Source organism: uncultured Bacteroides sp. (assembly GCF_910578895.1).
In the GTDB taxonomy this organism is placed as follows: domain Bacteria; phylum Bacteroidota; class Bacteroidia; order Bacteroidales; family Bacteroidaceae; genus Bacteroides.
This window is the reverse complement of sequence record NZ_CAJTSC010000014.1, coordinates 35674-51655: the sequence shown is the minus strand read 5'-3', so window position 1 is coordinate 51655 and position 15982 is coordinate 35674. Positions and strand designations below refer to the sequence as shown.

Below are 15982 nucleotides of genomic sequence, written 5' to 3'. Positions count from 1 at the left end.
GAAAGAAATATAAAATGTAAAAATCAAACAGTACTAATAATGAAAAAGCTTCTTCTCTTTTTATTTATTTTCCTACCGATATTGCTTGTAGCACAGAACGGCAAGAAGATTTATGCAGATTATCATGGAGTGCGCTATACCCGTCAGTACGATGGGGAGTTAGGACGTTGGGAGTATTATTCCAATACGGAAAAATCGAAAAGCGGCATCAAGTCGTTGTGCTACAACGCCGACCTAATAGATGATGAAGGTCGACACCAAATAGCGGCGGTAGCCTATCCGCAGACAGGTATACAATCCAATCGCGATCCGGAGTTTCTCGAATATCAAATCCTTTCCGCCAAAACCGCCAAGATAGACGGCTTCTTTATCGAATGGGGATTCAAACCGCACGAAAATGACGAGTTGTTGCGCAATATGCAAAAAGTTGCCGCAAAATACGATTTCGAAATTGGGGTAACTTGGTGCGATGGCTGGTTGTACTACGATTGGATAACCAAACTCTACCCGGAAATCAACAACCGCGAAAAGAAGACCGAATATATGGCGAAAATGTATCAATACTTAGTAGACAGTGTATTTACCGGTCCAACGGCACCGATAGTAAAGGGGATGCCGGTATTCTATCATTTTCAGGGCGCAACCCCGGACGAATATAAAAAAGTGTTGGAAACAGTCCAAATACCTGCAAGCATGAAGCAACCGGTGGCCTTGCGCCGCTGGCCCAATAGAGCCAAACTGGATGCCGCAGGCAAATATGTGCCTTTTACCTACAGTGAAGAGATGGAACGGTGGAAAGAGTTAGGCGAAGTGCCTACCCCATGGCTGCCTACCCGTATCCGCAGGGATTATCCCGGTTTCGACGTTTATGCCTCGCAAGAAGATGTAATTGAGTATATGAAACCGTTTCGCGACTCTATCTGGAACAGCAGCAGGCATTATGCCATCAAGTCGGGTTTTGCCATGCCCGGTATGGACAACCGGGGATGTGCCGGATGGGGGCATTCCACGTTCTGTTACATGCCGCGCAATGACGGCAAGACGTATGAAGAAATGTGGAAGTTCTGTATGGCGGAAAAAGATAGCTTAGACATGATGTTCATAGCTTCCTGGAGCGACTACACCGAAGGCCATGAAATAGAGCCTACCATTGAGAACGGTGATCGGGAACTACGCACTACGCTAAAGTATGCTTCCGAGTTTAAAAAAGAACAAGCGGATGAGCGCGGACTACCTTTACCCTTGTTGCTGTTCCAACTAAGAAAAGAATCACACTTCTTGAGAGGTTGTAAGATGGATGTGACCGATTTTAATCGTTCTTTAGATAAAGTAGCTATGCTCATCAGCGAGGGACGTTATGCAATTGCTACCGGCTTGCTGTTACAGTTGAAAAAAGATGCGGAAACAGCCCGCGCTGCTTTGAAAGTGGAAATGGTTCGTCTGCGCGAGTCGGAAATGAATATTCAAGGAAAAAAAGAATCGAAAGGATACAATGCCGGAGAATCGCTGTCCGTTTCATTACCCAAGCCATTAGTTTCCAAACTACAAGCGAACAACTATACGGGCTATCTCTATTTTGAATACTTAGACAAAGGAAACGAAACGCTTTTTGTACGTTCATCTACCCAACGTGAACCCAAAGGAAAGTTCAGCACTGTGGCACGGATGCGTACCGACAATACTGGCGAATGGAAAAAGGCGAAAATCGAATTATACAAAGAAAATATAGTCTATGGATTTAACAAGCCGAGTTTCTTTATAAAAGGAAACGTCGCTATCCGTAACCTGTCTGTCGGATATAGCATTTATACTGTCAAATAATATTGTACTGTCAACTTATAAATAAAAATGAAAAGATACATCTATATCCTTTTTTTTCTATTGATAGCCGGAGCATTACAGGCACAACACCGGGTTGTATACACCATCAACGATGCCTGGAAATTCAAGAAAGGCTCTCCGTTCGAAGCACAATCTGCAAAATGTGACGATACCTCATGGGAAACAGTCAACATACCGCACACATGGAACGATAAAGATGCGGATGACGCAACTCCTGGGTTTTACCGCGGACCGGCTTGGTATCGGAAGCAGTTGTTTGTAGACAAAAGCCAGGAAGGACGACAAGCCATTGTTTACTTTGAAGGAGCCAATCAGGAAGTACAGTCCTACCTGAATGGACAGTTCGTAGGAGAGCATAAGGGCGGGTACACCCGTTTCTGCTTTGATGTGACCTCAAAGTTGCGTTATGGCGAGGAAAATCTGTTTGCAATCTGTGTCAGCAACACCTACAACCCCAATATTCCGCCGTTATCTGCCGATTTCACCTTTTATGGCGGCATTTATCGCGACGTTTATTTGCAGTTTATGAATCCGGTACATATCGCAACAAGCGATTATGCTTCTTCGGGAGTATATATCCGTACCCCCAAAGTAAGCAAGGCCGAAGCCGAAGTGGAGATTACCGCTCTACTAACCAACGATTCGAAAGCGGCTGTGGATGTACTCGTAGAGAATGTGATATGCAATGCCGATGGAAAGGAGATAGAGAAAACCACTATCCCCGTCAAACTCACAGCAGGAGCTACCTCCAAAAATATATCAAAGAGTATAAAAATAGCCTCTCCCCGCTTGTGGGATATCGACGACCCGTATCGTTATATGGTATTCACTCGTATTCTTGATAAGAAGAGTGGAAGTTTGCTGGATGAAGTCGTTAATCCTTTAGGATTGCGATGGTTCGAGTTCGACTCGGAAAAAGGATTCTCTTTGAACGGGAAATGGCGTAAGCTTGTCGGCACAGGACGTCATCAGGATTATTTCCAGAAAGGGAATGCGCTCCAAGATGAAATGCACGTGCGTGATGTCTTGCTGTTGAAACAAATGGGTGGAAACTTTCTGCGGGTTTCGCACTATCCGCAAGACCCCGTTGTCATGGAAATGTGTGACAAACTGGGTATCATAACTTCTGTTGAAATACCCGTAGTCAATGCCATTACCGAAACCGAAGAGTTTCTGAACAATTCTGTAGAAATGGCAAAGGAAATGATACGTCAGGATTTTAATCATCCTTCGGTAATGATATGGGGATATATGAATGAAATTTTCTTGCGCCGCCCTTATACAGAGGGCAAGCATCTGACGGATTATTATCAATTCACAGAAAAGATAGCTCGTGCGCTGGAAACCACAATAAGGAATGAAGACCCTTCCCGCTATACAATGATGGCCTATCATAACGCACCTCAATATTACGAAGATGCCCACTTGACTGATATTCCGATGATTCAGGGTTGGAATCTCTACCAGGGCTGGTATGAGCCGGATATTGAGGAATTCCAGCGTCTGCTTGACCGCGCTCACGAAAAGTACAAAGGCAAAGTCTTGATTGTTACCGAATATGGACCGGGAGTAGACCCACGCATTCATTCTTATCAAACCGAGCGTTTCGACTTCTCTCAGGAATATGGCTTGGTTTACCACAAGCATTATATGAAGGAAATAATGAAGCGTCCTTTTATTGCAGGAGCTAGTTTATGGAACCTGAATGATTTCTATTCGGAATCACGTGTCGATGTAGTTCCTCATGTGAATAACAAAGGAATTGTCGGGCTCGACAGGGAATTGAAAGACACCTATTGGTTCTATAAGGCTTTTCTAAGCCGGGAGCCGATACTTATCATCGGCAACAGAGAATGGAAAACACGGGGAGGAGTTGCAAATACCGGTAATAGAGAGTGCATGCAGTCCGTGCCCATATTTTCCAATGCCAAAGAAGTGGAGTTATTGGTAAATGGCAAAAGTATAGGCAAAAAGAATATTGAAAACAGTTGTGCACTCTTCAATGTACCTTTCATTGAAGGTGAGAATCAATTGGAAGCAGTGGCACAAGTAAGCGGTCAGACGATAAGAGACCTGATTAAAGTCAACTTCCAGATGGTAGACTCTAACCTGAAAAATAACACATCCTTATTCCGTGGAATCAACTGTATGTTAGGGTCACCCAGATATTTGGACGATCGGGAGGCCAATGTAGCATGGATTCCGGAACAAGCGTATACACCCGGAAGTTGGGGGTTTGTCGGTGGAACGCCCTATAGACGTAAAACCGAGTTTGGCTCAATGCTTGGTTCCGATATTGATATTCATGGAACAACAATGAATCCTATCTTCCAGACCCAACGTGTAGGAATCAAATCCTTTAAAGCCGATGTACCGGATGGAGAATATTCTGTATACATGTATTGGGCGGAGTTAGATTCGAATGAGAAGAAAGAGGCTTTGATTTATAATTTAGGAGCTGATGCCGAACAGACCTTTGCCGGTAACCGCAGTTTCGGAGTTTCTATTAACGGGGAAACCGTTCTGGATGATTTTAATATCGCCCGTGATTACGGATATGCCCGTGCCGTAATCAAGAAGTTTATAGTAATAGTAAAGGATGGCAAAGGATTGAGTGTCGACTTCCGTCCCAAAGAAGGAGAAACGATATTAAACGCAATCCGCATTTATAAAAATTAAAATTAATAATTTTAAGCATATGAAGAAGCGAGTTTTAGCTTTCATTTTTACCGGCTTTTCATTAGCCACTGCTGCGCAGGTGAAGTTACCCGCAATTTTTAGTGATAATATGGTGTTGCAACAACAGGCGGATGTTCCAATTTGGGGAAAAGCAAGTCCGGGAGCACGTGTAACGGTAAAAAGCGGTTGGGACAACAAACAATATACTGCCACGGTCGCATCGGATAGCACGTGGAAAGTATGCATACACACTCCAGCAGCATCAAACAACAACTTTGAATTAACGATTTCTTCGGGCAAAGAACGAACCGTATTGAAGGAGGTAGCAATAGGCGAAGTATGGCTCTGCAGTGGCCAGTCCAATATGGAGATGCCTATGAAAGGATTCCCTTCACAGCCCATTTTAGGTGGTTTGGATGACATTGTACATTCCACCAATTCTTCTATTCGCTGTTTCACGGTAAAGAGAAATAGCAGTATAACTCCGCAAACAGATTGCGTAGGTAGTTGGGAATCGGCTTCGCCCAACACTACACCGGATTTCACTGCTACAGGCTATTATTTTGCCCGATTATTGCAAGAACTTCTACAAATCCCTGTGGGAATTATCCACTCCAGTTGGGGCGGAGCTTCCATTGAAGCATGGATGCCTCGTGAATGTTTTGCAGCATTTCCCCATATTAAAGTACCAAATAGCCAGTCAGAGTTAGAACCGCCACACACAACTCCTACCGGATTGTATAATGGTATGCTTTACCCTTTTATCGGCTTCACCTTGAAAGGCGCTATATGGTATCAAGGGGAAACGAATGCCAGTCGCTACAGAAGTTATCCGGAATTGTTTAAAGCTATGCATCACGAATGGAACAAAGCTTGGGGATGTGGTGATTTTCCGATATACTTTTGTCAGATAGCCCCTCACAAAGAGCCCCTGAAAGCAGGCAAGGCATTCATGCGCGAAGCCCAGATGCTCATCGCACAAACACAACCACGGACGGGCATAGCCATACTGATGGATGCCGGCGACTTGGAAGGCGTGCATCCCGCCAACAAGCGTGTGGCAGGCGAGCGTTTGGCTTATATCGCCCTGGCACGTGATTACGGTTATAAGAACCTGCCGCACGAGGCTCCGGTTTTCAGGAACGTCACATTCAAAGAGAACGGAATGGCAGTGGTCTCCTTCGACAAGATAGGAACCGGGCTTTCCACATTCGGAGAAGTGCTGACCGGCTTTGAACTTGCCGGAGAAGACCGCAAGTTCTATCCGGCCAAGGCAAGCATCAACCGATATTATCGTACAGTCGAAGTGACATCCGACCAGGTTCCGCATCCGATAGCCGTACGCTATGCCTTCAAGGGATACATCAAAGGCACGCTGTTCGGCTCCAACGGTCTGCCGATCTCCAGCTTCCGTTCGGACAAATGGAACGATGTCGAATAACGGTCGAAATCAAAATTTACATATCAATAAGACTATGATTAAGAAATATAAACTTCTGCTTTGTGCAATAATCGCATCATTCCAGACATACGCTCTGTGTGGAAGGGATATCGTTCCTTTTCAGGATGGAAAAACAAAAGGCACTGTCGGCACGGAGCATCTAAGTGACTGCAACCCCATTCTTCCGCTTTGGGAACATATACCCGATGGCGAACCTCATATCTTTGAAGATCCAGACAAACCGGGAAAATACCGTGTGTATATTTACGGCTCGCATGATACCTTAAAGAATGAATATTGCGGAACCGATTTAGTTGTCTGGTCCGCACCTTTGGAAGATTTAAGCAATTGGAGATACGACGGAGTGATTTATGCGAACACCAACTATCCGAAAGATTTACGCCTGATGTATGCGCCCGATGTGGTAGAAACCATAAAAGACGGCATTAAACGATACTATTTATATCCTAACGAGCAACGCGAGCCAAAAGCAAGCGTCGCCATTGCAGAAAGCCCTAAAGGACCCTTCATAAATATGGGCAAATCGAATCTTATAGGCTTTGACCCTGCCGTGTTGGTGGACGACGATGGCAGGGTATATGCCTATTGGGGATTTAAAAAATCATTTGCAGCAGAGCTGGACCCATTGACAATGTGTACGTTGAAACCGGGAACCAAAGTGGTGGAGAATATGGTCTCGAATTTGGTAGATGACGATTCCTATGATGCGACAGCAGAAGTCCAAAGTAAAAGATTCAGATTTTACGAGGCCTCTTCGATCCGTAAAATAGGCCATATGTATGTATTCGTCTATTCGCGTTCTCCTCACAAAACCGAGAACAGAGGCGGAGGAGAATCCCTTGCCTATGCATACAGCACCACCCCCTTGGGTCCCTGGACTTACGGCGGACCGATTATCTCGAATGGAAGCCTGGACAACTCCTGTCCCGTAGGAAATATTCATGGCGGCCTTGTCCAGCTGAATGGCGAATGGTACATATTCTATCACAGGCATACCAACGGCACCCGTTTCGCGCGCCAGGCGTGCGTAGAACCGGTCAACATCCAAATTAAAGGGAATACTGTAAAAATAGACGAAGTTCCTTGTACCTCACTCGGATTTAACCGGAAAGGGTTGAATCCCTATAAAAAGTATCCGGCTGCAATAGCCTGTTATTTCAAAGGAGAAGCGTTCGCCAAAGCGACTTACGACACTTCCATCAATTGCAATCCCATCGTGAATGTAAAGAATAATAGCATCATAGGATATAAATATTACAACTTCGATGCCCTTGCAGGAGAAATGCACCGTATCCAAGTAGACCTTATCCCTAAGGGAGCAGACGGAACAATCGACATAATGGTCGATGCTCCTTCGAAAGCAGAAGGAGGCATAAAGATAGGAATCATTCATCTCTCATCAAAAACACCACCACTTATAAAAGCATATAGCGCAAGTCTGTACGGATTGAACAAGATAAAAGGGAAAAGAGCCATATACCTCGTCTGCAAATCGGATTCCGATAAAGAAATCTGTGAGATTTTTCATTTGAAGTTCTCTTCAAATTGACCGGTACCTTTTCTCGCATTCTTTAAAACATTAAAACATTAAACACAATGAGACAATTTCTATTTTGGCTACTTGCCATAGTCGGCTTAACCAGCATTACCGCAATTCATGCATTTCCCCAGAAGTTTCAATCTGATATTTTTAGCAAGGAAAACGACAAGATAATCAATCAGATTATCGCTAAAATGACCCTTGAAGAGAAAGCCCACCAGCTCGCCACCCAATTCCCGAATGCGAACACACGGATGGGCATCAGGCACATGACTGCCGGTGAGTGCCTGCATGGTGTCCTGAAAGACAGTGCGACCATCTTCCCTCAAGCCATCGCCATGGCAAGCACATGGAATCCGGAACTTATAGAACGCATGGGGCATATCGTAGCGAAAGAGTCACGTGCCTTTGGCATCCATCAGTGCTATACTCCCATGTTGGGAGTGGTGCGGGACATCCGCTGGGGACGTACCGAAGAAAGTTATGGCGAAGATCCGTATTTAGTCGGCAAAATAGGAGCGGCCTATATCCGGGGACTGCAAGGAATAGGGAAACAACGTTTCGACCCGGAACATATCATCGCCACCGCCAAGCATTTCGTTGCTGACGGCGAACCGATGGCAGGTGACAACGGGGCGGCACATGATGTGTCGGACTATACCCTACACAACATCCATCTCTATCCATTCCGGCTTGCCATCGAAGAAGCCCGCGTGGGTTCCATAATGCCGGCGCATCATCTGCTCAACGGCATTCCCTGCCATGCCAACAAAGAAATCCTGATTGATGTATTGCGCAAACAATACGGTTGGGACGGTCTGGTAGTCTCTGACAACGGAGACCTGCGTGCCATACGTACAACATTCAATTATGCGGACACGCCTGCCGAAGTGGCGAAAATGGGTCTTGAAGCGGGCGTCCATCAAGAATTGGCCATGTTCCAAAAATGGAACTCCAACAGGATGTACGGAGATAATCTCGTTGAAGCGGTAAAAGCCGGAATTGTTCCTGTCGAATTGGTGGACGATGCGGTAAAGCACGTTCTCCGTGCCAAATTTGAATTAGGACTGTTCAACGGCGGCAGTAAAGGACACGTCAAAGAGGACGAACGTTTTGATGTAATCAAAAATCCCAAAAACACAGCGTCTAAAGAAGTATCGCAAAGTGACGCGGAAATGTTTGAAAAAGCCAACTATATAGGAAACCATAAGAAAAACTGGCGCGATGTGGTCCTAAATCCTGAACATGACAAGTTTGCCTTGAAAGTCGCCCACCAGTCTGTAGTCTTGTTGAAGAACAGCCACAATATACTTCCGCTGAGGTTAGGTGAGCATAAGAAAATAGCCGTCATCGGTCCCAATGCAAATGCAGTGAGAATTGGCGGATACTCTCCGCGCAAGCAAAAGCGCTTCATCAGCATTTATGAAGGAATCAGGCAATATGTCGGACAGTCGGCACAAGTCTCTTTTTCCGAAGGTTGCGATTTCAACGGTAATACCGATAAAATAGCAGCAGCTGTTGCCCTTGCCCAAACATCAGACTTGGTGATTCTTGCCATCGGAGGTTCGGAAGAGACTTGCCGTGAGAACCAGGATGTGGACAATCTGGACCTTCCCGCCAACCAGCAGGAGCTGGAAAGGACCATTAAGGCCACTGGTAAGCCGTATGTCGTAATACTGTTAGGCGGTCGTCCGGCTTCCATCGAGTACACTGCAAAGAATGCTGATGCTATTCTGGAAGGCTGGTATCTTGGGCAGGAAACCGGACATGCCTTGGCCGACATCTTATTTGGAAAAATAAATCCAAGTGGCAAACTTCCAATTACGTTCCCCCGGAATGTGGGGCAGGTTCCTCTTTTTTATAATAAACTGGAGACGGGGCGTCCTCGCAACATCTACAAATCCAATCCGTCTCCTCTGTATCCTTTCGGATATGGGCTGAGTTATACAACATTCGATATAAGCGCTCCAGTATTGACCCGTGACAGAATCAGTACCAATGAAGAGACATCGGTAAAAGTCACAGTAACCAATACAGGCTCTTGTTATGGCGAAGAAACGGTTCAGCTTTATATAAACGACTTAGTGGCAGGTCGTGTCAGGCCCAAACTCGAGTTACGCAATTTCGTCAAAGTGGGACTGAATCCCGGAGAGAGCCGGCAAATCACGATTCCCGTCGGTCGTCAACAACTCGAATATTGGAACAATGGCGCATGGAGAGTAGAGCCGGGACAGTTCGTCATAATGGTAGGGGCCAATTCGGTTGATTTAAAAAAGGCTGTCCTTACCGTATTGTAAGAGATAAACAGATGAAAAACTTTTGTATGAAGAACTATATTGAAAGAGACACAAAATCCGAGAAAGAGAGCATCCTGATTGTGGAAAATAATTGTGAAGCATTGTATCGTCTTGGCAATGAATTGGAAACGACATATAATATATGGCAGGCAAAAGATGACAGGAAAGCTTTGGAAATTGTAAAAGAGCGAGAAATCAATTTAATATTAACGGATGTCATGATACCTGCGATGACTGGTCTGCAACTATGCAAACAGATCAAGCAAAATGTACGCACCTGTCACATTCCCGTTATAATCTTTTCTACGAACGCAGACCTCAAAGAGCAACTGAAAGGCTTGCAGGCAGGAGCGGATGATTATATCTCCAATCCCTTTACAACAGTCTTGGTTAAGACAAAGATACGGAATATCCTTCTTACCCATAATCAAATTATCCAGCACAGTTGCAAATCATTATACACAAAGCAAGAAAAAAGCCCACTTAACCCTACGGATGAAGCATTGTTGAAAAGAGCTAAAAAGATAGTGGAAAATCATTTGGATGACACGGAATTCTCAATAGAAGCATTTGCCCGTGAAATGTGTATGAGCCGTTCTAATCTGTATCGCAAAATAAAGTCTTTGGAAGGGGAGACCTGTATATATTTTATTCGTAAGATTCGCCTTAACAGGGCATGCAATCTTTTGTTGAAAAAAGAAAACTCTATAACAGAAATCAGTAATATGACCGGATTCAGCACTCTCTCTTTTTTCTCTGCCTGTTTCAAAAAACATTATGGCTGTTTACCTTCCAACTATGTCAAAATAAAACAAAAACAATAAAGTTGATTTTTTGATGTTAAAGTTTTACTTTTATCCGAACAGGATCAATATGAATAAATGTATAAGCAGTGAACTTGTTTTTTTTAAATAAGAACTATAAAAACAAATACCTTTAGATTATGAACAGATTTTTCTTTATTACATTTTTCCTCCTTCTCCATACCTGGGACATGAATGCCCAAAAGACAGAAAAGGAACCATCGTCCTCCATGGACTTGTTTTTATGTATCGGACAGTCGAACATGGCAGGACGCGCATCTTTGTCCCCCGAACTGATGGACACCCTCCAGAATGTCTATTTATTGAATGACAGCGGTTACTTCGAGCCTGCCGTAAATCCGTTAAACCGCTATTCAACTATCCGCAAGACATTGTCCATGCAACGTTTGGGACCCTCCTACTCTTTTGCGAAAGAGATGGCACGAAAAACAAGCCACCGGATAGGATTGGTAGTCAACGCCCGTGGAGAAAGTTCCATCAAAGCTTGGTTAAAAGGCAGTCCGGAAGGATATTACGAGGAAGCACTAAAACGCATACGTACCGCCATGCAACAGGGTGGGCGGCTAAGAGCCATCCTTTGGCATCAAGGGGAAGCCGACTCCAAATTTCCGGAAAGTTATCGAACAAGACTAATCAGTCTCGTCCAATCGTTCAGGGAAGACCTAGGCATGCCCGACTTGCCGTTCATCTTCGGTGAAATCTCGCAATGGGGAGAATGGACCAAAAGAGAACAGGGAACAAAAGAGTTCAACAAGATGCTTAAGGAGATGGCACGGTCAATCCCCCATTCCGCCTGTGTGTCTTCCAAAGGAGCGGATATGTACAAGAATGAATTTGACCCGCACTTCGGCACACAAGGGCAGTTGCTGATAGGGAAACGATATGCACGAGAGGTGTTGAAACAGGTGGCCATGTAAGTCCATGCCGTATCTCACTTATAAATGGAAGCAAAACCCAAACAGCTTATGCACTATCTTTCAGACACGGATTCCAAGACTTCCGCGTCTGAAAGATATAATTTTGCAGATTTTTCATCGTCTTAAAATAATATCCGGACAGCTATTAAAGTCAAAGCTACATCGTGACAAATTTTAACATGATTGCACTATATTTCTCCTTCGCCAGACCAACCGATGTACCCCTCAACTCCTTTTGCGGACTAGAGCAAGGACGGATGCACGATATTCAACAAAGATATTCCATACACCATACCTTTACTACGGTCGACACAAAGTGCACTTCACCGGTTACAGGACAGAATCGAATCTGCAGTTTCTCAAAACCCGCAATATACAGGTCGCATTCACCGGACATCTATACCATCCACATCTGAAAAATTACCAAAGCCTTCTAAATGAAAAAACAGTACTAAACCCCTCCTTCACTACCACCTTTCACATCGTCATTACTGATGGAGCGGGAGGCTTTCTTGACGCTTGCCTTCAGTTCGCCGATGCGGTAGCTGACGCTGACGCCGAAACGCCGGACGCTATACTTGCCCCAACTCTCCTGCATGAAGCCGATGCCCTCGAGCGTATTGTCGTCCCTCTTGTACTTCTTGAGGAAATTGCCAGCAAAGGCAGAAAGGCTCAGACGCTTGTTGAAAAACGACTTGTGCACACTCAGACCATAGTCGAAGTAGTTGCTGCCCTTGCCCTGCAACATAATCCAAGGAGTCTGCCCGTACAGGTTCAGGCTGATGCGCCAGTCGCGGGGCAGGGTCTGTTGCGCCCCGCCATACACATTGAGGCTCCATCCGTCATTCTTAAGCCCGTTGGCACCCTCCATATACGCGTAGTTGCCGTACAGATTGGCATAGATACGCGTGCGGGATGTGGCGTTCCAGTTGACATAGCCGCTAAGGCTTGCCGTCTTGTTCTTTCCGATGTTCTGATAAGTGGAGTAGAGCACCTCTTTGCCGGTGGCTTCCTTCAGCCCCTCAATCTCCGTGTCGGGCAGCATGAAAGAGACCCGCTCGATGCTGTTGTTGGTGAACGAATAGCGCAACGAAAGGTTGATGTTGAACTTCTGCGTGAAATTGCTGTAACTCAGGTTGAGGGCATGGCTCTTCTCGCTGTCCAGGTTGGGATTGCCCTGCGTGATGCTGGTGGGGTCACTGTCGTTGAGGTAAGGGTTCAGATGCCGGATGCCGGGACGGAAAATGCGCATGTTGTAGCCGAAGCGCAGGTTGGACATGTCCGTCAGCTTCCAACCGATACTGGCAGAAGGGACCACGTCGTCGAAATCCTTTTTGAAACTATCGCCTTTGCCCAACAGATACTTCACGTTCTGTATGGTGTGTTCGTAGCGCACGCCGAGCCTTCCGGATATTTTCTTCACCTTCAAGGCATAGCCGGCATAGGCGGCCAGGATATCATTCAGGTGCTTGTAGTGCGAGCTGTGGTCTTCGTCAAACTCGTAATCGGCATGCTGCCCCGCGCTGCGCAGGAAACGGTCGTCCTCGGAAGTATTGTTGCGAAGGATATATTTGGCTCCCGCCTCAACGGTGTGCATCTTGCCGATAGGCGTAGTATAATCTGCCTGGAAGGTATGCTCCGTAGTGCTCTGCGAGCCGTCGTTATGCTGGTCGAGCATGCGGCGCATAAAGTCTTGCCAGTCCGGAGCCACATCGTCCATATCGTACTCATAGGCGGAATAAGAGTCGGAAGTCTGCGGACGGGTATTTATCTTATAGGAGAACGTCAGCATGCGATTCTTTACATGAAACAGGCGCTGATAGTCGATGCCGCCATTGACGGAGTACCAGGAACTTTTGCCGTGACTGTTGGAGACATAGCTGTACAACGCGTCGCCAGTGCCGGGAAAGGTAGCCGACATGCCGGTAGTCCCGTCATTCCGGTTGTTGCCGCCCCAAAGCCCGAAAGACATGCTCACCAGGCGCAAGGTATCTATCTCGTAACTGGCTTCCATGCTGCCGGACTGGAAAGCCCCCTTCCGCTTGTTTGTGCCGCTATAGTCCAGGTCGGAGGAGCTGTCGTTCGTCTCGCCCACCGTGCGCCGGCTGCCACCGGAATAACCGCGAGGCACACTGTTGTGGTTGTAGTTGTAACGGGCGCTGAGGGTCAATTTTCCGCTCTTCACCGTGCCGAACACGCCGCCACCGGCACCCCTGTTGCTTACATTGCCGCTGAACGTGGCAGTATATCCTTCCAGTCCTCCGCCCACGGTGACAATGTTCAGAACTCCGCCGACGCCTTCCGCATCGTACTTGGCACCGGGGTTGGTAATGACTTCGATATGCTTGATGGAGTTGGCAGGCATGCTTTTCAAGACTTCCGTCGGGTTATCGCTCATCATGTTGTTGGGCTTGCCGTTGACATACACCTTGAAGCTGCTGCTGCCGTTCACCTTGATGTTGTCTTCTCCGTCCACCGTCACGAGAGGCACCTTGCGCAACATCTCCAGAACGGAATTCGATTTGGAATCGGGATCGTCCTGCACATTGTATTCTATCTTGTCGATATCCGCCTTCACCAACGGTTTCTGAGCCACAATCTCCACCTGCCCCAATTCGTTGGAAGCATCCGTGATGTACATCGTGCCGAAGTCCACCAGTTTCTCTCCCGGTTTCACGAGGAAGTTCTTCACAATGGTGTTCCGTCCCACCGAGGAAATTGTCATGACAAAGTTGCCGTTTCCACCGGGCACTTTCTCCTGGAACTTTCCCTTCATGTCCGTCACCAGCATCTTCAACGCACGCTCCGGCGCTTCTTTCCTTACAATCTTGATTGTGGCATAGGGTTCTCCCTCTTTGGTCAGGGAATCGAGTACGCTTCCCTTAATCTGGAAAGAAGGGTTCGTCGCCTTTTGTGCAGTTGCCCAGGCAGGTATCAGCAATACCGCCAGCAACACAAGCCATTTGTTTCTCATCGTGTTTTTCTGTTTAAAATAGATACTTTGTTTATTGCTTTGTATAATAGATGCCAGCTACACATCACAGTGGATTGGGGCAAAAGTAGGCTATTCTCCGGCATTTATCGGAATGCGGAAGTTAAAAAAGCAAAAAGCACCTTGATTTACAGCAGGTAAAAGAAAAGCAACAGGAAAACGTTGACGGCAATGACACAGCCGAAACCTCTCAATATCCACAAGCGCAGCGGGCTTTTCTTGCCAGAGAAGAACAGCGCGTAGCACATATTCACGACAATATTGCTTACTATCGCCTGCAGGCTGCATGCTGTTATCAACACAACGGGGACATTGCCCGTGCCTTGCAGCAGGTTCAGTATGAACGGAGTGATGTCGCTGAACCCGGATATAAAGGAGAGCAGCGACAGTCCGCCCTTGCCGGCATACACCAACGTATAGTGGGTGGCTATGGTGAACACCACAAACAGCACGGCAAAGATAAGCGCCACCTTGAACTCCAAAGGGTTGCTGCCGTCCTCGCCGTCGTCCGCCGTCTCCGACACGGCAGGGCGTTTCCACCGCGAATGCAGGAACCACGCCGTTGCGGCGGCGACAACGGACATCGTCAGCAGATAGGGATAGATGGCAACCAAAGCCTCTACACTGAATATCCCGATCAGAATAAGGAACCGCAGGAACATCATGCTGACCGCCAACAGCATCGCCGCCACATATTCGGGGGCTTCCGGAGCGGCTGCCTTCCGGCTTTTGCGTGCCAGCACGGAAATGGTGGCGGTGCTGCTGTATAACCCGCCCACGATGCCGGATACCAGAATGCCGGACTCACGGAACACATACCTTTTCAGCAGATAGGAGAGATAGGAGATGCCCGAAACCACGACCGTGGCAAGCCATATACTATAAGGTGTAAGGTTGACATCCGGTATCAGATTGTCATCGGGCAACATGGGAAGTATGATGCCGCTGATGGCAAGGAACTTGGCAAGCGTAATCATTTCGTCATTCTTCATCCGCTGTGCCAATTCGGTAAACGTGTGTTTCAGCTCTGTAAAGAGCAACACGGTGACAATCACCATTACATAGAACCAGGAGGGTTGCGTTGCAACGATAGGCGCTATGCAATAGGTGATGAGCGCAATGACGATGGTAGTAACCCCGAAGACATGGAACTGTGCCTGCTTGACGTAGTAGTTCAGGGCAAGCAATACCCCCAAGACAGCCCCGCCGCCCATGAAAAGGCGGTATTCTGCCGGGTCGAGGATATAGAGAAGATATCCCAGAATGCCGATAAAGGTAAAGGTGCGGTCCGTGCCGAAGAGCGTAGTCTCTCCCTCGCGCTTCAGGCTGATACGCCGCAAGGAGAGGCCGATAAGCAACGAGAACACTGTCACCAAGAGAAAGGTGACAAGCTCTTCCGGCAGGTATTGGTACAGTTTTTCCATATACG

9 protein-coding genes are annotated in these 15982 nt (G+C 46.7%); 7 read left to right on the top strand and 2 right to left on the bottom strand.

The features are described 5' to 3' along the window. Nucleotides 1-39 precede the first annotated feature (39 nt). From QZ327_RS05470 to QZ327_RS05440, 7 genes are all read left to right on the top strand, one after another. A complete protein-coding gene (locus QZ327_RS05470; protein ID WP_294617784.1) occupies nt 40-1821 on the top strand; it encodes a glycoside hydrolase family 71/99-like protein in 1782 nt (593 codons plus the stop codon). Nucleotides 1822-1848: 27 nt separating this feature from the next. Continuing rightward, entirely contained in the window at nt 1849-4521 is a 2673-nt protein-coding gene (locus tag QZ327_RS05465; protein WP_294617782.1) for a glycoside hydrolase family 2 TIM barrel-domain containing protein, read from the top strand. A 19-nt stretch (nt 4522-4540) separates the two neighbouring features. After that, nucleotides 4541-5962, top strand: a complete 1422-nt coding sequence (locus QZ327_RS05460) for a sialate O-acetylesterase (protein WP_294617780.1) — start codon at nt 4541-4543, stop codon at nt 5960-5962. Between the two features lie 34 nt (nt 5963-5996). Then, on the top strand, nt 5997-7532 hold the full coding sequence (locus QZ327_RS05455) for a family 43 glycosylhydrolase (RefSeq protein WP_294617778.1): 1536 nt from the start codon (nt 5997-5999) through the stop codon (nt 7530-7532). A gap of 47 nt (nt 7533-7579) precedes the next feature. After that, nucleotides 7580-9820 (top strand): glycoside hydrolase family 3 N-terminal domain-containing protein, encoded by a 2241-nt coding sequence (locus QZ327_RS05450; RefSeq protein ID WP_294617777.1) that lies wholly within the window; start codon nt 7580-7582, stop codon nt 9818-9820. 26 nt (nt 9821-9846) lie between these two features. Then, the gene (locus QZ327_RS05445) at nt 9847-10644 is read left to right on the top strand and encodes a DNA-binding response regulator (RefSeq protein ID WP_294617776.1); all 798 of its coding nucleotides are present in this window, start codon (nt 9847-9849) and stop codon (nt 10642-10644) included. 119 nt (nt 10645-10763) lie between these two features. Continuing rightward, complete coding sequence (locus tag QZ327_RS05440; RefSeq protein WP_294617774.1) at nt 10764-11561, top strand: sialate O-acetylesterase; 798 nt, start codon at nt 10764-10766, stop codon at nt 11559-11561. Between the two features lie 451 nt (nt 11562-12012). Here QZ327_RS05440 and QZ327_RS05435 read toward each other — a convergent pair whose 3' ends face one another. Then, nucleotides 12013-14535, bottom strand: a complete 2523-nt coding sequence (locus QZ327_RS05435; protein ID WP_294617773.1) for a TonB-dependent receptor — start codon at nt 14533-14535, stop codon at nt 12013-12015. A gap of 146 nt (nt 14536-14681) precedes the next feature. Continuing rightward, nucleotides 14682-15977, bottom strand: a complete 1296-nt coding sequence (locus tag QZ327_RS05430) for a DUF4010 domain-containing protein (RefSeq protein WP_294617771.1) — start codon at nt 15975-15977, stop codon at nt 14682-14684. Between the last annotated feature and the right edge of the window lie 5 nt (nt 15978-15982).